General features: G+C 58.3%; 16 protein-coding genes. 5 read left to right on the forward strand and 11 right to left on the reverse strand.

Annotated elements, in window-relative coordinates:
* Nucleotides 1-123 precede the first annotated feature (123 nt).
* A complete protein-coding gene (locus N2M06_RS14410) occupies nt 124-705 on the reverse strand; it encodes a single-stranded DNA-binding protein (RefSeq protein ID WP_019935066.1) in 582 nt (193 codons plus the stop codon).
* Nucleotides 706-719: 14 nt separating this feature from the next.
* Complete coding sequence (locus N2M06_RS14415) at nt 720-2,093, reverse strand: MFS transporter (RefSeq protein ID WP_346351099.1); 1,374 nt, start codon at nt 2,091-2,093, stop codon at nt 720-722.
* A 146-nt stretch (nt 2,094-2,239) separates the two neighbouring features.
* Between N2M06_RS14415 and uvrA the strand changes: the two genes are divergently transcribed.
* The gene (uvrA, locus tag N2M06_RS14420; protein ID WP_346351100.1) at nt 2,240-5,062 is read left to right on the forward strand and encodes an excinuclease ABC subunit UvrA; all 2,823 of its coding nucleotides are present in this window, start codon (nt 2,240-2,242) and stop codon (nt 5,060-5,062) included.
* Between the two features lie 5 nt (nt 5,063-5,067).
* Here uvrA and N2M06_RS14425 read toward each other — a convergent pair whose 3' ends face one another.
* The 6 genes from N2M06_RS14425 to N2M06_RS14450 are packed head-to-tail and all read right to left on the reverse strand — an operon-like array spanning nt 5,068 to nt 10,868.
* Nucleotides 5,068-5,823 carry a glutaminyl-peptide cyclotransferase gene (locus N2M06_RS14425; RefSeq protein ID WP_346351101.1) on the reverse strand — a complete coding sequence of 252 codons (756 nt, stop codon included), beginning with the start codon at nt 5,821-5,823 and terminating at the stop codon, nt 5,068-5,070.
* The gene (locus N2M06_RS14430; protein WP_019935070.1) at nt 5,820-6,410 is read right to left on the reverse strand and encodes an ABC-type transport auxiliary lipoprotein family protein; all 591 of its coding nucleotides are present in this window, start codon (nt 6,408-6,410) and stop codon (nt 5,820-5,822) included. The genes N2M06_RS14425 and N2M06_RS14430 overlap by 4 nt, the downstream gene beginning before the upstream one ends.
* Nucleotides 6,407-7,324: an MlaD family protein gene (locus N2M06_RS14435; RefSeq protein WP_346351102.1), complete on the reverse strand. Its 918-nt coding sequence runs from the start codon at nt 7,322-7,324 to the stop codon at nt 6,407-6,409. Before N2M06_RS14435 ends, N2M06_RS14430 begins: the two co-directional genes overlap by 4 nt.
* A 3-nt stretch (nt 7,325-7,327) precedes the next feature.
* Nucleotides 7,328-8,107: an ATP-binding cassette domain-containing protein gene (locus tag N2M06_RS14440; protein WP_317075106.1), complete on the reverse strand. Its 780-nt coding sequence runs from the start codon at nt 8,105-8,107 to the stop codon at nt 7,328-7,330.
* Nucleotides 8,104-9,213 (reverse strand): ABC transporter permease, encoded by a 1,110-nt coding sequence (locus N2M06_RS14445; RefSeq protein WP_346351103.1) that lies wholly within the window; start codon nt 9,211-9,213, stop codon nt 8,104-8,106. The genes N2M06_RS14440 and N2M06_RS14445 overlap by 4 nt, the downstream gene beginning before the upstream one ends.
* Nucleotides 9,210-10,868, reverse strand: coding sequence for a chloride channel protein (locus N2M06_RS14450; protein ID WP_346351104.1), 1,659 nt, complete (start codon nt 10,866-10,868; stop codon nt 9,210-9,212). Before N2M06_RS14450 ends, N2M06_RS14445 begins: the two co-directional genes overlap by 4 nt.
* A gap of 156 nt (nt 10,869-11,024) precedes the next feature.
* Here N2M06_RS14450 and N2M06_RS14455 point away from each other — a divergent pair, with 156 nt between their 5' ends.
* On the forward strand, nt 11,025-11,342 hold the full coding sequence (locus N2M06_RS14455) for a YqfO family protein (protein ID WP_346351105.1): 318 nt from the start codon (nt 11,025-11,027) through the stop codon (nt 11,340-11,342).
* A 3-nt stretch (nt 11,343-11,345) separates the two neighbouring features.
* Complete coding sequence (locus tag N2M06_RS14460) at nt 11,346-11,804, forward strand: methylated-DNA--[protein]-cysteine S-methyltransferase (RefSeq protein ID WP_346351106.1); 459 nt, start codon at nt 11,346-11,348, stop codon at nt 11,802-11,804.
* Between the two features lie 500 nt (nt 11,805-12,304).
* On the opposite strand, the gene N2M06_RS14465 is transcribed toward N2M06_RS14460, so the two are convergent.
* Nucleotides 12,305-13,492 (reverse strand): D-alanyl-D-alanine carboxypeptidase, encoded by a 1,188-nt coding sequence (locus N2M06_RS14465; RefSeq protein WP_317075103.1) that lies wholly within the window; start codon nt 13,490-13,492, stop codon nt 12,305-12,307.
* Between the two features lie 226 nt (nt 13,493-13,718).
* Nucleotides 13,719-17,399: a methionine synthase gene (gene metH / locus N2M06_RS14470; RefSeq protein WP_346351107.1), complete on the reverse strand. Its 3,681-nt coding sequence runs from the start codon at nt 17,397-17,399 to the stop codon at nt 13,719-13,721.
* A 244-nt stretch (nt 17,400-17,643) separates the two neighbouring features.
* Here metH and N2M06_RS14475 point away from each other — a divergent pair, with 244 nt between their 5' ends.
* Nucleotides 17,644-18,933: a sodium:proton antiporter gene (locus N2M06_RS14475; protein ID WP_019935079.1), complete on the forward strand. Its 1,290-nt coding sequence runs from the start codon at nt 17,644-17,646 to the stop codon at nt 18,931-18,933.
* Between the two features lie 31 nt (nt 18,934-18,964).
* On the opposite strand, the gene metA is transcribed toward N2M06_RS14475, so the two are convergent.
* A complete protein-coding gene (gene metA / locus N2M06_RS14480) occupies nt 18,965-19,918 on the reverse strand; it encodes a homoserine O-succinyltransferase (protein ID WP_019935080.1) in 954 nt (317 codons plus the stop codon).
* 141 nt (nt 19,919-20,059) lie between these two features.
* Here metA and N2M06_RS14485 point away from each other — a divergent pair, with 141 nt between their 5' ends.
* Complete coding sequence (locus tag N2M06_RS14485) at nt 20,060-21,235, forward strand: CinA family nicotinamide mononucleotide deamidase-related protein (protein ID WP_346351108.1); 1,176 nt, start codon at nt 20,060-20,062, stop codon at nt 21,233-21,235.
* Nucleotides 21,236-21,241 lie beyond the last annotated feature (6 nt).

Below are 21,241 nucleotides of genomic sequence, written 5' to 3' on the forward strand. Positions count from 1 at the left end.
CTGCCGGCGGTTTCCTTTTAATGCAGATTCAGGCGAACCCACTCGTAATCAACTCAGTATCGTGCAGTTTTTAACGTATGCCAATAAAAAGACCCCGCCAAAGCGGGGTCTTGAGGCGCTCCGTCAGAACGGAATATCGTCATCAAAGTCCATGGGCGGTTCATTGTATACCGGCTGACTTTGTGGTTTCTGCTGGGGCTGGCTTTGGGGCTGCTGCTGGGGCTGGCTGCCACCATATTGCGGCTGACCACCCTGCTGTCCGCTACCCTGCTGCTGGCCCCAGTTGCCCTGCGGCTGACCACCGCCCTGCTGGCCCTGGTTCCAGCCACCCTGACTTTGCTGACCGCCGCCCTGCGGACGTCCGCCCAGCATCTGCATGGTACCGCCCATGTCCACTACCACTTCGGTGGTATAGCGATCCTGGCCACCCTGATCCTGCCATTTTCGGGTTTGCAGCCGGCCTTCCACATACACCTGAGAGCCCTTGCGCAAATACTCACCGGCAATTTCTGCCAGCTTGCCGAAAAATACTACCCGATGCCATTCTGTACGCTCACGTTGTTCGCCGCTCTGCTTGTCACGCCAGGTCTCACTGGTGGCCAGAGTAATATTGGCGACGGCATTGCCGTTAGGCATATAGCGCACTTCGGGATCCTGACCCAGATGCCCGATCAGGATGACTTTGTTGATGCCTCTATTGGCCATAACTTGCTCCGTACTCACAGGTTGATCAGGCGTTTGGCCTGATCCAGTTCAAAAATATTGCCATCTACCTTAAGGTAGGCAGCGCCTTCATCGGGAATGATCAACGCCTCATGCACTCCCGGCAGCGCCATCAGCCGCTGCAGCAGCTGGCTGCGGGCAGACTCTGTTTCTATCTTAACACCGATAGGCAGAATATGAGACCGAACCCGGCTGACATTGGTCATGCCTGCCGACAACCAGAACCAGAACACCATGGCCAGCGCCACCAGCAAAAATACACCGGAGCCGCCCAGTTTCTGATAGAGAGCACCACCGGCCACACCGCCGATAAAGGCACCAAGAAACTGACTGGTGGAATAGATGCCCATGGCAGTGCCCTTGCCGCCCACCGGGGCCAGCATGGATAAAAACGCCGGCAGCGAGGCTTCCATAAAATTAAAAGCAGTAAAGTACAGCACCATGGCCAGCACCAGCAGCCACAGTTGAGTGCCTGCCACCGCCATCAGCACCAGGGCCACCATCATCACCAGAATGGAGGCCTGAAACAGCAGCTTGTTCATATTGCGCCGGGCACCGAGGATCAAAAACGGCACTATCAGCACAAAGGATGCCAGCAGAGTGGGAAAATACAGCCACCAGTGATGCTCCCGTACCAGACCGGCGTCCACCAGCGACAGCGGAAAAGCCACAAACACCGCCGTCAGGCTCAGGTGCAGCAGCATAATGCCAAAGTCCAGCCGCAGCAGTTGTTTGTCTTTCAGCAGCCGGCCCAACAGCTCGGGGGCCGCGGTCACGTCACGGATTTGACCCTTACTGACCGAGTCCGGCAGCAGCAGGCGTACCATCAGCATGCCCACCACTGCCAGCACCGCCGTGGTCCAGAACACGCCGGCCAGACCGAACTGGGCTGCCAGCAGCGGGCCAGCCACCATGGCCACCGCAAAGGAAATGCCGATGCACACGCCGATAATGGCCATGGCCTTGGTACGGTGCTCTTCCCGGGTGATATCAGCGGCCAGTGCCAGAATGGCACCGGCGATGGCACCGCTACCCTGCAGCACCCGGCCAGCCACCACGCCATAAACCGATTCGGACATGGCCGCGACCACTGAACCGGCAGCAAACAGCGCAAGACCGCCATAGATAACCGGCTTACGGCCAATGCGATCCGACAGCCAGCCCGCCGGAATCTGTAATATGGCCTGGGTCAGGCCATAGGCGCCGATGGCAATGCCTACCCACAACGGTGAGAAGCCGTCCAGGCTGCCACCATAAAGGGCAAACACCGGCATGATCATGAACAGGCCCAGCATACGCATGCCAAAGATGCTGGCCAGGGTAAAAGAGGCTCGCCGCTCCCGCGGACTAAAACCTTGCTGTTCGCTCATGAATACTGTTCCGCTGTTATTGTTCACAAAAGAGCAGCAGTCTAGCACGGAGCGCCGGTCAAGATTAATCCCCCAATGTACCCTTGGCTGGCTATTCATCCAGTGCCATACTAGCCGGTCTCGTTTAAAACTTGGTCATGCTGCAGATGGATAAAATTGACGTTCGCGGAGCGCGCACCCACAACCTGAAGAACATCAGCCTGGAATTACCCAGAGATAAACTGATCGTCATCACCGGTCTGTCGGGCTCGGGCAAGTCGTCCCTGGCTTTTGATACCCTGTATGCCGAAGGGCAGCGCCGCTATGTGGAATCGCTGTCTGCCTACGCCCGCCAGTTTCTCTCGCTGATGGAAAAGCCCGATGTGGATCATATCGAAGGCCTGTCACCCGCTATTTCCATCGAGCAGAAATCCACGTCCCACAACCCCCGATCTACGGTAGGTACCATTACCGAAATTCATGATTATCTGCGGCTGTTGTTTGCCCGGGTGGGTGAGCCTCGCTGTCCTACCCATGAGTTACCGCTGGCGGCCCAGACCATCAGCCAGATGGTAGACAAGGTGCTGGAGCAGCCAGAGGGCAAGCGGCTGATGCTGCTGGCCCCGGTAGTGCGCAACCGCAAGGGTGAGCACAGCAAGCTGCTCGACAACCTGTCGGCCCAAGGCTTCATTCGTGCCCGCATCGACGGCGAAGTCTGCGATCTGTCGGATCCGCCGGCGCTGGAATTACAAAAGAAACACACCATTGAAGTGGTGGTAGACAGATTCAAGGTGCGGGACGATCTGCAGCTGCGGCTGGCAGAGTCTTTTGAGGCGGCGCTGGAGCTCTCCGGCGGTATCGCCTCTGTGGTGAGCATGGACGATGAGCAGGAAGAGCCGCTGGTGTTTTCCGCCAACTTTGCCTGCCCGGAGTGTGGTTACTCCATTGCCGAGCTGGAGCCGCGCATTTTTTCCTTTAACAACCCGGCGGGGGCCTGCGAGCAGTGCGACGGCCTGGGTGCCCAGCAGATTGTTGACCCCGACAAGGTGGTGTCCAACCCCGAGCTGAGCCTGGCGGGCGGTGCCATTCGCGGCTGGGACAAGCGCAGTTATTATTATTACCAGATGCTCAAGTCCCTGGCAGAGCATTACGACTTTGATCTGGAAGCCCCTTTTGAAAGCCTGTCCAAGCCCATTCAAAAGGCCGTGCTCTATGGCTCGGGCCGGGCCAATGTAGAATTCCGCTACATGAATGACCGCGGCGATGTGCTGGTGCGCAAGCACCCTTTTGAGGGCATAGTGCACAACATGGAGCGGCGCTACCGGGAGACCGAGTCCAACTCGGTGCGGGAAGAGCTGGCCAAATATCAGAGCAACCGGGCCTGCCCGGGCTGCGGCGGCACTCGGCTGAAGGAAGCCGCCCGTCATGTGTTTGTGGCGGATCACAATCTGCCCCGGGTGTCCGACATGGCCATTGGTGAGGCCCATGCCTTTTTCACCGGGCTGCAGCTGGATGGCCAGAAGGCGCAGATTGCCGATAAAATTCTGAAGGAAATTACCGAGCGGCTGGGCTTTCTGGTTAATGTGGGGCTCAATTACCTGACCCTGTCCCGCAGTGCCGAGACCCTGTCCGGCGGCGAGGCCCAGCGCATTCGTCTGGCCAGCCAGATTGGTGCCGGCCTGGTGGGGGTTATGTATGTGCTGGACGAGCCCAGTATCGGCCTGCACCAGCGCGATAACGAACGACTGCTGGCCACGCTTACTCACCTGCGGGATCTGGGCAATACCGTGATCGTGGTGGAGCACGATGAAGACGCCATTCGCGCCGCCGATCATGTGCTGGATATCGGTCCCGGTGCCGGCGTACACGGCGGCCAGATAGTGGCTCAGGGCACACCGGCAGAGGTGATGGCCAACCCGGAGTCGCTTACCGGTGCCTATCTCTCGGGCCGTGAGGCCATTGCGGTGCCGGCGCAGCGCACGCCGGTGGGCGAGCACTGGCTGCGACTTGAAGGCGCCAGCGGCAACAACCTCAAACAGGTGAACCTCGAATTACCTCTGGGGCTGATGACCTGTGTTACCGGCGTGTCCGGCTCGGGCAAATCGACCCTGATCAACGACACCCTGTTTCCCCTCGCTCATCGCGAGCTGAACAAGGCCACGGTGAGTCAGCCGGCGCCCTACTCTGCCATTCACGGCCTCGACAAGCTGGACAAGGTGGTGGACATCGATCAGAGCCCCATCGGCCGCACGCCCCGCTCCAATCCGGCCACCTACACCGGCATTTTCACGCCCATTCGTGAGTTGTTCTCCGGCACTCAGGAAGCCCGCTCCCGTGGCTACAAGCCGGGCCGCTTCTCCTTTAACGTCAAAGGCGGCCGCTGCGAGGCCTGCCAGGGCGACGGCGTGATCAAGGTAGAAATGCACTTTCTGCCCGACGTCTATGTGCCCTGCGATGTGTGCAAAGGCAAGCGTTACAACCGGGAAACTCTGGAAATCCGCTACAAGGGCAAGAGCATTCACGAGGTGCTGGAAATGACGGTGGAGGAAGCCTGCGATTTCTTTGCCCCTGTGCCCGCCATTGCCCGCAAGCTGCAGACCCTGATGGACGTGGGCCTATCCTATATTCGTTTGGGTCAGTCCGCCACTACCCTGTCGGGCGGCGAGGCCCAGCGGGTCAAGCTGGCCCGGGAGCTGTCGAAGCGGGACACCGGCCAGACCCTGTATATTCTCGACGAGCCCACCACAGGCCTGCATTTTCACGATATTCAGCTGTTGCTGACGGTGCTGCACCGGCTGCGGGATCACGGCAATACGGTGGTGATCATCGAGCACAACCTGGACGTGATCAAAACCGCCGACTGGATCGTGGATCTGGGGCCGGAAGGGGGCAGCGGCGGCGGTGAGATCCTGGTGGCCGGCACCCCTGAAGCCGTAGCGAAACACGAAGCGTCTCACACTGCCCGTTTTTTACGGCCCATGCTGGGGTAACAGCCTCAGTCAGCCGGCACAAAACGAACCCTGAACAATCTGGACCACCACTTGCCGGTGAGGTAAAAATCACCGGTTTGTGGGTCATGGGCAATGCCATTCAGTACCGCATCGGCATCCTTGATGCGACCACTCAAAGGCAGCAGCACCGTGGCATCAATCACACCATCAACCCTGCCGCTGGCCTTGTGAATACGTAAAATATGGCTCTGCTTCCACACATTGGCGTAAATATGCTCGCCCACACAGGCCAGGGCATTCAGCTGATATTGAAGCTTGCCATTCAGGGTCACCGGCAGCCGCTGCTGCAGGCCAAAGTCACTAAGGCGGCGCTGCTGTAAACTGGCCGAGCCGTCGCTCATCCATAAGTGCCTGCCGTCATAACACAGGCCCCAGCCTTCTCCCTCATAGGTAAAGCCGCTTTCCATGGCAAGCTCAGGCAACCGCCATACCAGCGCCCGGCCTTCTTTCCAGGTCAGCTGGATCAAGCGGTTACCCACCCGAGTAATGCCTTCGCCGAACAGACTACCGGACAAAGGCCGCTGTTGCTTCAGCTTACCGTTACCGGCATTCAGCACCCTGATACTGGACTGGCCATACAGGCCGGTGCTTTGATACAGAAGGCCCTCATGCCACTCCAGCCCCTGTGTAAAGGCACGAATATCGTGCGGCAGGCTCTGCAGCACTTCCACCTTGAGTGCCTCCGCCGCCGGCAGCGGTGCCGCCAACCAATATAGCAGCCACAGCAGCCGCCGCGTCATGGCGTCTGGATCAGCAGCCAGTGGCTCAGCTCGGCAGCCAGCCGATTGGCGGCCTGGCTCAGTCCCGCCACGGCCGCAGCTGCATCGCGGCTGGCCAGCTCGGCCCGCTGCTCAAAACGACGGCTGGCCACAATGCGCCGGTCGCTGGTGCGCAACAGCTGGGCGTCAAAGCGGATCAGGGCCTGGGGCCGGCCCTGGCTGACATCCACCTCAAAGGCGCGCAAGGTGCCCGCCAGCTCCCAGCCTGCCTGCATGCTGTCTTCTTCCCGGCTGAGAGCATCAAAACGGCCATCCTGCCACAGGGCATCCAGCAGCCAGTCTTGCCACAGCAACGGCATGGGCGCATTCCAGCGCGCATCGCCATAGGCCTGATAAGACTGCTGCCCGGTCAGCACCAACAAACGGTTGCCGGTGTGCACGCCCACTGCCTGAGGCCGGGCCAGGCGCAGCCCTTTCAACGTGAGCGAGGCCTGTTCAGCCACCGGGGCGGCCGGTGCCAGCCGGTACTGGCTGACCGGCTGAGCCGGCGGTAATACCGAGCAGGCTGTCAGTCCCAATATAAACAGCAGAAGCATGATTTGTTTCATGGCTCAAACACCTCCATTTGCTCACGTTCCAGCAAGGTGCCGGCCGGGTTCTGCTGCAGCTGTCGGGTCACATCACCCAGGGTTCGCAGGGTTCGGCGCAGCTCACGCAGGGCCGGCTCCACACCCGCCAGCCCCTGCGCGCCCGCTTCCAGCGCCGGCTGCTGCCGGGCAAGCAATTGCTCCAGCCGCTCGCTCAGACGCTGCAGGCTGGCAGCGGTGGCGGCGGTGTTGGCCAGCAGCGGCTCACCATGACGGGCCAGCTGAGTATCGAGCCGAACCATCAGCGCATCCAGCCGGCGGGCAGCATCGGTCAGCGAAGTGACTCCTTGCTGCAGGCTGCCTTGCTGCTGTGCCAGCCCGGCGGTTACTGTGTCCAGGCTGGCTAAAATATGCGTAACGTGTTCGGCATTTTGCGGGGTCAGCAGACGATTGGCATTCTCCAGTAGCGTATTCAGCCCCACCAGCAGCTCTTCAGTACTGACTCTGAGCTGAGTAAGGGGGGAAGGCTCCGCCCGTATTACCGGAATATCATCCTCATTCTGCAATAACAGCGGACTGTCAGGCGAGCCGTGGCTGAGCGCAATATTGGCAGCACCGGTAATGTTGGTCAGCGCCAGCCGTGCCTGCGTGTCGGTTTTCACCGGCGCATCGGCGGCAATACGCACCCGGGCTCGCACCTGACGGGGATCCCGCGGATTCAGGGTCAGGCTTTCTACCTCACCCACACGAATACCGCTATATTGCACGGCACTGCCTACCGACAGCCCGGATACCGGCTCGGTAAACACGATGTCATAGCGGCGCAGCTCGCTGTTATCTCCCATTTTGGCCAGCCAAAGCGCAAACAGCAGGGTTGCCGCAGCTGTCAGCAGGGTAAACAATCCCACCAGTACGTGATGAGCCCGGGTTTCCATGGGTTACTCCTTATTACCTTGAGCAGCATATTGTGCCGCTCTGCCCCGCGGGCCGTGAAAATAATCCTGAATCCAGGGATCATCAAAGGCCGCTACCTGCGTCAGCTGTCCCACCGTCTGTACCCGCTTTCGCCCCAGCACCGCCACCCGGTCGCAACAGGTATAAAGGGTATCCAGATCATGAGTGACCAGCACCACCGTCAAATCCAGTGCATTGCGTAATGTCAGCAACAGACGATCAAACGCCGAGGCAGAGACCGGATCCAGCCCTGCGGTGGGCTCATCCAGAAACAGAACCTGGGGATCCAGCGCCAGCGCCCGGGCCAGCGCGGCCCGCTTGACCATACCACCGGACAGATTGGCCGGATAACGATGCCCCGCCAGTGCCGGCAAGCCTGCCAGTGCCAGCTTGATATCGGCCAGCTTTACTGCCTGCTGCCAGCTCAGGCCGGCATGCTCCACCAGCGGCAAAGCCACGTTTTCCAGCACAGTGAGCGAAGAAAACAAAGCACCGTTCTGAAACAGAACTCCCATACGCCGTTCCAGCTGGCTGCGTTCTGTCGCCGGCAGGGTCAGCAGATCCTGCTGCCACAGGCGTACTTCGCCGGCATCGGGACGATGCAGGCCAATAATGGAACGCAGCAGTACCGACTTGCCACTGCCGGATCCCCCCACCAGCCCCAGAATTTCTCCCGGCATCACATCCAGATCCAGCTGCTCGTGCACCACCTGGGAGCCAAAGCAATTGCGCAAGCCCCGCACGCGAATAAGGGCGTCCGTCACCAGCCCATCTCCATTAAAAACAGCGCCGCCACCGCATCCAGCAATATCACCACAAAAATGGACTGCACCACACTGGAGGTGGTGTGTTCCCCTACCGACTGAGCGCTGCCCGAAACCTTGAACCCTTCCAGGCAGCCGATAAGCGCAATCAGCACCGCAAACACGGGCGCCTTGCCCAGTCCTACCAGCAAATGCTGCAAGGGCACCTGCTGTACTATGGCCAAATACTGAGTCAGCGAAATATCCAGCGACAACATGCCCACCAGAGCACCACCAAGCAGACCGCTGAGCACGGCAATAAACGCCAGTAACGGCAGGGTCAGCAATAACGCCAGCAATCGGGGTAACACCAACAGTGCCACGGGATCCAGCCCCTGTGCGCGCAGAGCATCCAGCTCCTGATTCACTTTCATGGCACCCAGCTGGGCAGTAAAAGCACTGGCGGTACGGCCGGCCAGCAAAATAGCCGTCAGCAGCACACCAAACTCACGCATAAAACTGTAAGCCACCAGATCTACCGTATAGATGGTGGCACCGAAGTTCTCCAGCACGGTAGCGCCGAGAAAGGCTACCACGGCCCCCACCAGAAAGGTCAGCAGCGCCACTATGGGCACCGCATTCAGCCCACACTGCTGCATCTGTGCCACCAACGCAGTGATGCGCCACTGAGATGGCCGGAACATCAGCCCCGCTGCCGTGTTCAGAGTCAGGCCGGTAAATCCCAGCAGCATCTTGCCCTGCAGCCAGCCCCGGTCCACGCGCTGTCCCAGCCGGGCCAGCCCGTCACTCCAGCGGGACATGACCGCTGGCACCGGCTCACGCTGCGCCATCACTTCCGTAACTGCCAGTAACAACGATGTCTGCTTGTCACTCAGATTTTCGGCCTGCTGCGCCAATACCGGCAGGCCACTACCCAGTTGTTGCCACAACAGGCCGGCACCCGCGGTATCCAGCCGGGTCAGACCTGCTGCTTCCAGCGCTGTGACCTGCTCCGCCGGCAGCGGCTGCAGGATCTGCTGCAAATATGCATAATGCGCCAGAGTCCAGTCTCCCGTCAGGCTCAACCGGTTTGCCGACAGCTGCCAGCCCGGTTTTTGTGTACTCAATATAAGCCTCCTTCTTCTGTCAGCATGCGTACCAGGCGGCTGCGGGTGACCAGCCCCTGACCGCGCCGAACCGGCACCAGAAAGCCGGCACCGGGCTCACCTTGCAGACTGCGCAGGGCTTCCAATAACGACATATCCTGCTCCAGCAGCTGTAACCGGCGGCCTGGAGTCAGCAGCTTGTCCAGCTCTTCGGCACTGGTGTTTTCGTCAAGCTGGGCTGCGGCCAGCAAATAGTAATGCTGATCTCGCTGCACTATCAGCACCGGGGCTCTGGTGACAGGTGGTACTCCCTTTCCGTTCCAGTGCACCAGGCTCATATCGGCCAGCTCCGACAGATAACGCTGGGCCAGCGCCGTGCGCACTGGATGAGTTTGCAGCTCCTGCCCACGCACGCGAAGCTGAGTGATAACCAGCGAAGGAAGATGAAAACCATGCTGGCACAACAGGTTGGCTCCCAGCACCACTATCATGGCCGGTAACATGGACTCGGCACTGAGCGACAGCTCCAGCACGGTGGCAATGGCAGCCAGCGGCGCATGAAGGACGGCACTCATCATGGCAGCCATGCCAAGCAACGCATAAAGTGCCGGATCCGAAGTGCCGGGAATAAGCGCCCCGGCTATACCGCCGGCGCAAACACCCAGCATCAGGGTAGGCGCAATCTGGCCGCCGGGCACGCCCAGACCGATGGCCGCTGCCGTGGCCAGCAGTTTGCCTGCCAGTATCACCAGTAACAGCAGCCAGGGCAGGCCCTCGTTCAGCATAATATTGATGGTGTCGTAACCGGAACCAAGAATTTGTGGCGCAGCCAGCGCCAGCACACCGGTAATAGTGCCCGCCAGCAACAGTCTGAGCGACCGGGACTTAAGCGGAACGCGAACAAATACCAGCACCAGCCGCTGAAACAAGACGGCCAGCAGCCCCACCCACAAACCGGTGATCAACAGACCCGGAATGTCCTGATAGGATGCCAGCGACAGCTGAACCGGCTCCAGAATGGCATGCTCTCCCAACAGCGCGCCGGTCAGGGCCGACGCAGTGATGGCGGCTGCAATGATGGGCGCAAACCCCAGCAGGCTGTATTCCATCAACACCACTTCCATGGCAAACAGCACACCCGCCAGGGGCGTATTAAAGGCAGCAGAAATGGCCGCTGCCGTTCCGCACCCCAGCAACAGCCGTAGCTGGCTGGGTGGCCTGCCGGTCACTTGCCCCACCTGGCTGGCAATGCCCGCCCCCATATGTACAGCAGGCCCTTCCCGGCCCACACTGTGACCCGAGCCAAGGGCAACAAGAGCGGCCACGAACTGAAAGCCGATATTGCCGGCAGGAATGCGTCCCTGCCCAAACTGCAGCCGCTCCAGTACATAGGCCAGCCCTACCGACTGCCAGTTCCGGGGAGTGAAATGATATAACAGGATCAGCAAGGCGCTGCCCAGCACCGGCAGCCCCAGCTGCCAGTACCAGGCCAGTGACTCGAAGTCTTCCAGATTATTACCGTTAAGGCCACCCAGGGTGGCATTAAGAATCAGCAAAAAACTCATCATTACCAAACTGGCTGCGATGCCGGTTAAGACGCCCAGCATCACCAGTGGCAGCAAGCTGCCGGTATGCCGTGAAAACAGCCGGCGGATCAGGTTGTGTGCTTGATTCATGAGCCAGTTCCGATCGCGTCAGGAACATTCATTATTCACTCCCTGTGTGGAATAAACCACTCTTGAAGCAAGGAATTCTGTTATATTTCACATACTTCGAACGTTAACGCCCACTCTTGCACACCCCCTTAACCCCGGCCATAACAGGGAGGCATCATGTACAAGCTGGTATTTTTTGTTCCTGAAACCCATGCCGATGCGGTGAAACAGGCGGTGTTTGCCACCGGTGCCGGCAAAATCGGTGATTATGACCAGTGCTGTTTTGAAACGCGCGGGCAAGGTCAGTTTCGCCCTTTGGCCGGTGCCAACCCCTTTCTGGGCACAGCCGGCGAGCTGGAGCGGGTGGATGAGCTGCGCATTGAGCTGGTATGCGAAGATCATCTGATTAAACAGGCCCTGGCCGCCCTGCGTACGGCCCACCCCTATGAAGAGCCGGCCTATGATATCTGGCCGCTGGCCACATTCTCAGAGTGAGCCATGGTGATGCATACCATTCTGACCAGCCCCTGCGGCCCTTTGCGCATTGAAACCAGCGCCGAGGCCATTACCCGTATTATTTTTCTTGATGAGCCCGTGCCGGAAACGGTACCCGGCAGCCCACTGCTCACATTGGCCTGTGACCAGCTGAATGCCTACTTTGTCGGTGAGCTGACCCGCTTTTCGCTGCCACTGGCTCCTGCCGGCACCCCCTTTCAGCAGCGAGTGTGGCAAGCGCTGTTAGCCATACCCTGGGGCGAAAAGCGCAGTTACAGCGATATTGCTGCCGCCATCGGCAATCCCAGGGCCGTGCGGGCCGTCGGCGCCGCCAATGGCCGCAATCCCATTCCCATTATCATTCCCTGCCACCGGGTCATTGGTGCCAATGGCAGCCTTACCGGCTATGCCGGTGGCCTGACACGTAAGCGCTGGTTACTGGACCATGAGACCAAAGTCTGACAATAACCCCGCTGCTTTGTGCGAGATCTCTCAAGCTGACTTCAGATAATATGCTTTTGTGATGCGGCCAAAGTCCTTAAAGAATAAATTTTCACCTTTACATTCAGCAAGATGCCATTTATTAACCATTCCTGACACTTTAGTCAGCCTGAAAACCGGACTTTCGGTATTGCCGGTTCGGGTTACTATTCTTCTCGCAAGGAAGCACAGGGCCTCTCAGGAAGAAAGGCCGGCCAGGAATGGCACAAGGACACCGCCGGGAAAGGCGGCAAGGACACCTTCAGGGTTGAAGATGTGAAGCGGGTCAGGACGACACGCGGTCAGGAACGACCAGGACACACCGAAGGATCGGGAAGCGGACCATTTCACGGAGTGAAATACAGTCAGGGATATGGCAGGGAGCCATCAGGTTCACGGAACAGAGCCGTCAGGACGACCGAAAAAAGGGCAACAGCAATGTTGCCCTTTTTTCGTATTTACGCACTACGCCTGATGCGGACTCAGAGCCGAACTACCAGACAATCCATCCCTTGCCGGGACAGGTGCTGACAGGCATTCTGTGCCTGCTTTTCTTCAAAACCTATCAGGCGGGCACGAAACAGGGTCCGGTTGCTGATTTCCACTTCAGTAACAGCCGCCCTGGCCTGCGCCAGATCACCCAGCCGGCGTGCAGCATCCGAGGCTCTGTCCCTGGCCTGCTCCGGCATACGGAAAGAGCCAATTTGTACTGCCCAGTCCCCATGAAATAAAGGATCAGCCGCCGGGACTTGAGGTGGCTGAGTATTCGGCGCTTGTTTTACTGTCTGGCGCACAGTGCGCGTACGAACGACCAGTCGATCGGCAGCAGGCACCTGCGTTACCCTGGCAACCTGAGTAGCACGCCCTATGCTGCGGTCAATCAGTGAAGCCATATGCTGATCCCGGGACTGAGCGGTTTTACCCCCCATCACCACACCTACCACACGGCGATCATCCCGCAATGCCGAGGTCGCCACATTAAAGCCGGACGCACGAATATAACCGGTCTTCATGCCATCCACCCCGGGCGCATTCTGCACCATGCGATTATGGCTATGGTAGGTTTTACCCTTATAGGTAAAGGACGTGGTGGAAAAATAATGATAATAGCCCGGGTAATCCTTCATCAGCCGCAACGACAGGGTAGCCAAATCCCGGGCAGTGGAAATTTGCTGGCTGTCGGGCAGGCCCGAGGCATTACGAAAGGTGGTATTGTACATTTTCAGCTCTCTGGCCTTGGCCGTCATACGTTTGGCAAAGGCGCTCTCGCTCCCCCCCAGGGCCTCGGCCACCACCACAGCCACGTCATTGGCCGAGCGTACTATCAACGCCGGAATGGCATCTTTTACTTTCAGTCTGTCGCCTTTTTTGAGCTGAATATTGGTTTGTGGCATGGAAGCCGCATGTGCCGACACCGGCATTGCAGTATTCAGGCTCATGCGCCCCTGCTCCATGGCATCAAACAACAGGTAGAGGGTCATCATTTTAGTGAGTGACGCCGGATAGCGGCTGGCATCAGCATTAGCCGCATGCAGTACTGTGCCGTTTTCGGCGTCGATCACGATGGCCGCATAACGTGGATTGGCGTGAGCCTGAGTCGTCAGACAAACCAGCAGCAAAAAACCAAGTAATTGTGAGATAGTTTTTCCCGGGCGGGATACAGTAAACATGGGAACCTCCTCCCACTTTTAAAAAGCTGCCTGAAATTACGCCAGGGAATCAGCACTGTCCAGCACCAGTTTTATCCTGATGCAGCAGCCTGACGCAAGGGCACACAGACACAGCTTTTAACACTAATAAATCCGTTTATAGTAACAAGCATATACCCTGCTGAACTGATGCAGAACAAGACGGATAAATATTTATCAAAAAGGCGCCAGAGGCGCCTTTGATTCATCAGTCACTCAGGTTAGGGGCAAGCCACTTTTCAGCGTCTTCTCTGGTCATACCTTTACGCGCGGCATAATCCAGCAGCTGGTCTTCCTGAATGCGGGCCACCGCGAAGTAGCGGGTGTCCGGATAGGAGAAATAGAAGCCCGACACTGCCGCTCCCGGCCACATGGCGTAGGACTCGGTCAGCTTCATGCCGATGCGGTTTTCCACGTCCAGCCACTGCCACAGGGTGCCTTTTTCGGTGTGCTCAGGACAGGCGGGATAGCCCGGCGCCGGACGAATGCCCTGATACTTTTCGCGGATCAGCTCGTCGTTGTTGAGCGTTTCGTCCGGGGCATAGCCCCAGTACTCCCGCCGCACCTTAAGGTGCATGTACTCGGCAAAGGCCTCCGCCAGCCGGTCTGCCACGGCGCTGGCCATGATGGCGTTGTAATCGTCGTGAGCATCCTTGTAACGCTTGACGATCTCGTCCTCGCCGATGCCACCGGTAACCGCAAAGCCGCCGATGTAGTCCGGCTTGCTGCCCTTGGGCGCCACATAGTCGGCCAGGCAGTAGTTGGGGAAACCATCCTTCTTCTCGGTCTGCTGACGCAAAAAGCGCAGCGTGTGCAGCACTTGCGAGCGGGACTCGTCGGCGTAGATTTCCACGTCGTCGCCCACGCTGTTGGCGGGAAACAGACCGATCACCCCGGCACAGCTCAGCTCACCCTCTGCCTCCAGGGTGTCGAGCATGGCGTTGGCATCGGCGAACAGGCGTTTGGCTTCTTCACCCACCACCTCGTCTTCCAGAATGCGCGGATACTTGCCCGCCAGTGACCAGGTGAGGAAAAACGGCGTCCAGTCGATGTATTCCCGCAGCACCGAGATGGGCGCGTTGCGGAATTCATGAATGCCCGGTTTCACCGGCACCGGCGGGGTGTAAGCGTCCCAGTCGATGTTCACCTTGTTGGCCCGGGCCTCGGCCAGGGTCACCGGTTTGGTGCGGGGCTTTTTGCGGGCGTGCTGATCCCGCACCACCTCGTATTCCTGATTGAGCCGCGCCACAAAGGCCGGCTTGTTGGTCTCACTCAGCAGGCTCTGCACCACGCCCACGGCGCGGGAAGCGTTGGACACATACACCACCGGCTCGTCGTAGTTCTGCTCAATCTTGACCGCGGTATGAGCCTTGGAGGTGGTAGCGCCGCCGATCAGCAGCGGGATCTTGAAGCCCTGACGCTGCATTTCCTTGGCCACGTGTACCATTTCATCCAGTGACGGGGTGATCAGCCCCGACAGGCCAATCATGTCGGCGTTGGTTTCCCGGGCGGTCTTAAGGATGGTCTCGCAGGGCACCATAACTCCCAGGTCCACCACCTCAAAGTTATTGCACTGCAACACCACACCGACGATGTTCTTGCCGATGTCGTGCACGTCGCCCTTGACCGTGGCCATCACAATCTTGCCGTTGCTCTGACCCACCGCCTTGGTGGCCTCGATATAGGGGTTAAGGTAGGCCACCGCCCGCTTCATCACCCGGGCCGATTTCACCACCTGGGGCAGGAACATCTTGCCCTCGCCGAACAGATCGCCGACCACGTTCATGCCGTCCATCAGCGGGCCTTCAATCACGTCCAGCGGGCGCGCCGCCTGCTGGCGGGCCTCTTCGGTGTCTTCCTCGATAAAGTCGGTCAGACCTTTTACAAGGGCGTGCTCAAGGCGCTTGTTCACCGGCCAGCTGCGCCATTCCAGATCCCGGGCGTCGTTGGCAGGGCCACCACTGTTGCGATAACGCTCGGCCACTTCCAGCAGGGCCTCGGTGGCGTTATCGTTGAGGTTGAGCACCACCGCCTCCACCTTCTCCTTCAGCTCGGGCTCGATGTCTTCATAGATGGCAAGCTGACCGGCGTTGACGATACCCATGTCCATGCCGTTCTTGATGGCGTGATACAGAAATACCGCATGAATGGCTTCCCGCACCGGCTCGTTGCCCCGGAACGAGAACGACACGTTGGACACGCCGCCGGAGATCATGGCGTGAGGCAGGTTGTCCTTGATGTCCTTGACCGCCTCGATAAAGTCGACCGCATAGTTGTTGTGTTCATCGATGCCGGTAGCCACCGCAAAGATATTGGGGTCGAAGATGATGTCTTCCGGCGGAAAGCCGACCTTGTCCACCAGCACCCGGTAGGCCCGCTGGCAGATTTTGAACTTGCGCTCCCGGGTGTCGGCCTGGCCCACTTCATCAAAGGCCATGACGATCACGGCGGCACCATAACGGCGCACCAGTTTGGCCTGCTCGATAAAGTTGGCTTCCCCTTCCTTCAGGGAGATGGAGTTAACGATACCCTTGCCCTGAATGCACTTGAGGCCGGCCTCAATCACATCCCACTTGGACGAGTCGATCATGATGGGCACCCGAGAGATATCGGGCTCACCGGCAATCAGGTTGAGGAAGCGGGTCATGCAGGCCTCGGCGTCGAGCATGCCTTCATCCATGTTGATGTCGATGATCTGGGCGCCGTTTTCCACCTGATGCAGCGCCACTTCCAGCGCCTCGTCGTAGAGCTCTTCCTTGATCAGCCGCTTGAACTTGGCCGAGCCGGTCACGTTGGTACGCTCGCCCACGTTGACGAACATGCTCTCGGGGGTGATCAGCACCGGCTCCAGGCCGGACAGCCGGCAGGCCACCGGCAGCTCGGGCAGTGGCCGGGGAGCTACGCCCTTGACCGCCTCGGCGATGGCACGAATATGCTCGGGGGTGGAGCCGCAGCAGCCGCCCACCAGGTTGAGGAAACCACTTTCGGCCCACTCGCGAATATGGGCGGCCATCTCGGCGGCGTCCAGGTCGTATTCACCAAAGGCGTTGGGCAGACCGGCGTTAGGGTGAGCAGAAACATAGGTCTCGCTGATACGGGACAGTTCGGCCACGTACTGGCGCAGTTCATCCGGGCCAAGAGCACAGTTCAGGCCAAAGGAGATGGGCTGGGCGTGGCGCAGGGAGTGATAGAAGGCCTCGGTGGTCTGGCCAGTCAGGGTGCGCCCGGAGGCGTCGGTAATGGTGCCGGAAATCATCACCGGCAGGCGCACGTTACGCTTCTCAAACACCCCTTCAATGGCAAACACCGCCGCCTTGGCGTTGAGGGTATCGAAGATGGTCTCGATCATCAGCAGATCGGCACCGCCGTCGATCAGCGCTTCGGTGGCCTCGGTGTAGGCCGCCACCAGCTGGTCAAAGCTGATGTTGCGGTAGCCGGGGTCGTTCACGTCCGGCGAGATGGAGGCGGTGCGGTTGGTCGGGCCCAATACCCCGGCCACAAAACGCGGCTTGTGGGGCTCCTTGGCGGTCCATTCATCGGCCACCCGGCGCGCCAGTCTGGCCGCCTCCAGGTTGATCTCCGCCGCCAGACTTTCCATGTGGTAGTCGGCCATGGCGATGGTGGTGGCGTTAAAGGTATTGGTTTCCACTATGTCGGCACCGGCGGCGAAATAATCGCTGTGGATTTGGGCGATGATCTCGGGCTGAGTCAACACCAGCAGATCGTTGTTGCCCTTGAGATCACTGCCCCAGTCGGCAAAGCGCTCGCCCCGGTAGGCGGCCTCGTCCAGCCGGTGTGACTGGATCATGGTGCCCATGCCCCCGTCGATGATCAAAATGCGTTCGGCCAAAGCCTGTTCGAGCTGAGAAAACACGGGGGATCTGGACACTGCTTACTCCTGTTACAACCTGATTCCTGTATGCAGCTTTCATGCTACCACAATTTAACCAATCGGAAATCCGGCCATCTGCATGGCTGATGTTTTACGGGGGTAAACAAGGTGTAAAAATACACATCCTCACGGCATTTTTGCTAGTGAAGCCAGGGCTGATAGGGCAAACTATGTGCAACCGAATATATTCGGCCAACCAAGCTTGCAAAATAATAAAATAACCTTTCAGAAGAGCCCTCACATGAGCGTTTATTACACTCTGTGCTTTTTGGCTGCCATGGCGATCACCATTGCCTTCGTCAATCAGTACATCATGAAAATTCAGACCACCATTGCCATTACCTCCGGCGCTCTTGCCATCTCTGTTTTTATGCTGATTCTGGGTAAAACGACCTGGCCCGGACTGCAGGAACATGCGGTGGAAGTCATTAAAACTATCGATTTCGGCTCCTTCCTCCTGCAAGGGATCCTTGGCTTTCTGCTGTTTGCCGGGGGCCTGGGAATTAATCTGCCCGCATTAAAAAGTCAGAAATGGGAAATTTCGATTCTGGTCATTTTTGGCGTACTTATCTCCACGCTTGTTGTGGCCGGTGGTCTCTGGCTGCTGGGCTATGTCGCTGCCATTCCCATTCCCTTTATTTACTGCCTGCTGTTTGGCACCCTGATTTCCCCTACCGATCCCATAGCGGTACTGGCCATTGTCAAGAAACTGGGAGCGCCGGAGCAGATTTCCATTCAGATCGAAGGTGAATCGCTGTTCAACGACGGTATCGGCCTGGTCGCCTTTCTGACCATTTTCGCGGTGGCCTTTAACGGCAACGAGGCCAGTTTTGGTTCCGTGCTGACCCTGTTTACTCACGAAGCGGTGGGCGGCATCATCTTCGGTGCCCTGCTGGGACTGATGTGTCACATTATGATCAGCGCCACCGACGATGGCTCCATGGAGCTGCTGATGACGTTGTGCGTGCCCACTGCCGGTTTTGCCATGGCCAACGTCCTGGGTGTATCCGGTGCCCTGGCCATGGTGGTGGCAGGTATTATTATCGGTAACTGGACCCGCTATACCGGCTTTTCGGATCAGAGCCAGAAATACCTGGATCACTTCTGGCACCTGCTGGACGAATTCCTCAACGCCCTGCTGTTCCTGCTGATTGGTCTGGCCATGCTGCTGGTACAGTTTCACTGGCAAGCCTGGATTTTGGTATTGTTGTCGGTACCGCTGGTACTGGCCGGCCGCTTCCTCAGTGTGGCTCTGCCATATACCGGCTTTCGCCGGGTTCGCAGCTATAACAAATATTCGGTACGCATTCTTACCTGGGGCGGTCTGCGAGGCGGTCTGTCACTGGCAATGGCACTGTCGATTCCGGCGGGGGTGAAGCTGGGCAGCGATGGTCAGGTAGACCTGCGGGATCTGATATTAATGATGACCTACGCCATCGTGCTGTTCTCGATTATCGTGCAGGGCATGACCATCACCCCCATGATCAACAAGGCCAAGGCCGCAGAGAAAGCCGGCTTTCCCATCGAATAACAAAAAGGGGCGTGAGCCCCTTTTTTAATGTTCAGTCTTCCCAGTCTTTGGTCAGGGTGTCGCCGGTGGCGCTGAGGGTGTTCAGATCGTAGGGCGTCAGCTGATAAACGTGATAGTTGAGCCAGTTGGAAAACAGCAGATGACCATGACTGCGCCAGGTAGCCCGCGGGGCATTATCGGGGTTATTGCCGGGATAGTAATTCACCGGCATGCTGGGCTCTATGCCCGCCGACAGATCCCGCATGTATTCCTGATGAAGGGTATCGGGATCATATTCCGGGTGGCCGGTCACAAACACCTGCCGCCGATCCGGGCTTACCGCCAGATACATACCCACCTGCTCGGAGCCGGCCAGTACCTTGAGGTTGGTTTTTTCCCGAATCAAGTCCAGCGGAAAGTCTGCATAGCGGGAGTGAGGAGCCAGAAACACATCATCAAAACCGCGCACCAGTGGTTCATACTGTCCCATATTCTGATGTTCATACACACCGGATAATTTTTCCAGCCGGGTACGCTTGTCGAGATCATACAAAATCTTGAGGCCGGCCTGGGCTGCCCAGCACAAAAACAAGGTAGAAGTCACATGGCTTTTGGACCACTCCACTACCTGTTCAATTTTGTCCCAGTACACCACATCACAAAAATCGGTCAGCCCCAGCGGCGCGCCAGTGATAATCAAACCGTCGTAAAACTGATCCTTGATCTGCTCAAAATCAAAGTAAAAATGCTCCAGATGAGACTGAGGCGTGTTTTTGGAAGGCCGGTTGTCAATGCGCAGCAGATCCACGCCAATTTGCAGGGGCGAATTCGACAGCATACGCAGCAGCTGATTCTCGGTTTCAATTTTCTTGGGCATTAAATTGAGCAGCAGCACCCGCATCGGTCGTATGTCCTGATTAACCGCGCGCGTCTCCGTCATCACGAAGATATTTTCCTGGCTCAGGACGTTGGCCGCCGGCAGGCGATCCGGGATTCTGATGGGCATGTGCTTACTCCATGTACTGCATCGGTAGAAAAGTCTAGACATCTAGAAATCTACAATATGGGTCGCTGCTTGTCATCAGTAACCTGTGTTACTGCTGCCAGATGCGATAGAATTTGGCCAGTTTTGTTCAAGGATTTGCATATGGAACCCGTGATTGAACTCATCAGCACCGGCGATGAAGTGCTTACCGGCCTGATAACCGATACCAATGCCGGCTGGCTGTCGCAACGGCTGCTGGAACAGGGCTGGCAGGTGCGCCGGCGCTTTACCGTGGGCGATGACAAAGCCGATCTGGTGGAGCTGTTTGAGCAGCGCAGCCACCATGCAGATGTGGTTATCGTCAATGGCGGGCTGGGCCCCACCTCCGATGATATCAGTGCTGAGGCCATGGCCGAAGCCGCCGGCGTGCCTCTGGTGCTGAATGAACCATGGCTGAAGCTGATGCAGGAGAAATACGCCGGTCGCAATCGTAATATGCCGGAAAGCAACATCAAGCAAGCCATGCTGCCGGAAGGCGCCGAGCTGGTAGACAACCCTGTTGGTACTGCCTGTGGCTTTGCCGTGCAATATAACCGGGCGCTGTTTTTCTTTACTCCGGGGGTGCCGTCCGAGCTGAAGAAAATGATGGATCAGGAAATTTTGCCCCGGCTGCGTAACCGCCTGGGTCAGCGAGGTCAGAGCCAGGTACGCCGCTACTTTTTGTTCGGGCTGTCTGAGTCTGGCTTAAGTGACCGGCTGGATCCGCTGCCCTGGCCTGACGGCATTACGCTTGGTTATCGAGCTAACTCTCCTACCATAGAGCTGAAACTGATTATCGGCACTGATAATCGCGAGGCCATCAGAACTGCTGAAACCCAGTTACTGGAGCAAGTAGGCAGCCATGTGGTAGCCCGTAACGAGCTGAAGTTTGAAGGTCTGGCCGCACAATTGCACGACCGGGATCTGGTGGTATTTGAAGATGCCAGCGGCGGCCGCCTGACCGACACTCTGCACACCCTGACCAGCGAATTTGAAGGTCATTATCTGGCGGGACTGCCTGATACGGCTGACGATCTGGCTCAGTGGCTGAAAGGCTCCGGCCGGGCCACCACTCTGGCCATTGGTGCCGAAGGGCCGGAAGGCATTCCTCTGGCGCTATTAACGCCGGAAGGCTGCCGGGCTCAAACCCTGAAAATGCATTTTCGTGATCCGCTGATGCGCCGCCGTCTGCTGGCCTTTGCCGCCTTTGATATGCTGCGCCGGCAGCTGCAAGGTCTGCCGGTTATTGTGGATTACGACATACTTCCCCGCAGTGAACTGATCAGCCTGCCGCAATAATCACAA

The organism is Oceanimonas sp. AH20CE76 (assembly GCF_039654065.1).
GTDB classification, from domain to species: Bacteria; Pseudomonadota; Gammaproteobacteria; order Enterobacterales; family Aeromonadaceae; genus Oceanimonas; species Oceanimonas smirnovii.

Excerpts from the sequence above, each read along its gene's own strand:
- N2M06_RS14410 (WP_019935066.1), bottom strand. The coding sequence starts at position 705 with ATGGCCAATAGAGGCATCAACAAAGTCATCCTGATCGGGCATCTGGGT.
- N2M06_RS14415 (WP_346351099.1), bottom strand. The coding sequence starts at position 2,093 with ATGAGCGAACAGCAAGGTTTTAGTCCGCGGGAGCGGCGAGCCTCTTTT.
- uvrA (WP_346351100.1), top strand. The coding sequence starts at position 2,240 with ATGGATAAAATTGACGTTCGCGGAGCGCGCACCCACAACCTGAAGAAC.
- N2M06_RS14425 (WP_346351101.1), bottom strand. The coding sequence starts at position 5,823 with ATGACGCGGCGGCTGCTGTGGCTGCTATATTGGTTGGCGGCACCGCTG.
- N2M06_RS14430 (WP_019935070.1), bottom strand. The coding sequence starts at position 6,410 with ATGAAACAAATCATGCTTCTGCTGTTTATATTGGGACTGACAGCCTGC.
- N2M06_RS14435 (WP_346351102.1), bottom strand. The coding sequence starts at position 7,324 with ATGGAAACCCGGGCTCATCACGTACTGGTGGGATTGTTTACCCTGCTG.
- N2M06_RS14450 (WP_346351104.1), bottom strand. The coding sequence starts at position 10,868 with ATGAATCAAGCACACAACCTGATCCGCCGGCTGTTTTCACGGCATACC.
- N2M06_RS14455 (WP_346351105.1), top strand. The coding sequence starts at position 11,025 with ATGTACAAGCTGGTATTTTTTGTTCCTGAAACCCATGCCGATGCGGTG.
- N2M06_RS14460 (WP_346351106.1), top strand. The coding sequence starts at position 11,346 with ATGGTGATGCATACCATTCTGACCAGCCCCTGCGGCCCTTTGCGCATT.
- N2M06_RS14465 (WP_317075103.1), bottom strand. The coding sequence starts at position 13,492 with ATGTTTACTGTATCCCGCCCGGGAAAAACTATCTCACAATTACTTGGT.
- N2M06_RS14475 (WP_019935079.1), top strand. The coding sequence starts at position 17,644 with ATGAGCGTTTATTACACTCTGTGCTTTTTGGCTGCCATGGCGATCACC.
- metA (WP_019935080.1), bottom strand. The coding sequence starts at position 19,918 with ATGCCCATCAGAATCCCGGATCGCCTGCCGGCGGCCAACGTCCTGAGC.
- N2M06_RS14485 (WP_346351108.1), top strand. The coding sequence starts at position 20,060 with ATGGAACCCGTGATTGAACTCATCAGCACCGGCGATGAAGTGCTTACC.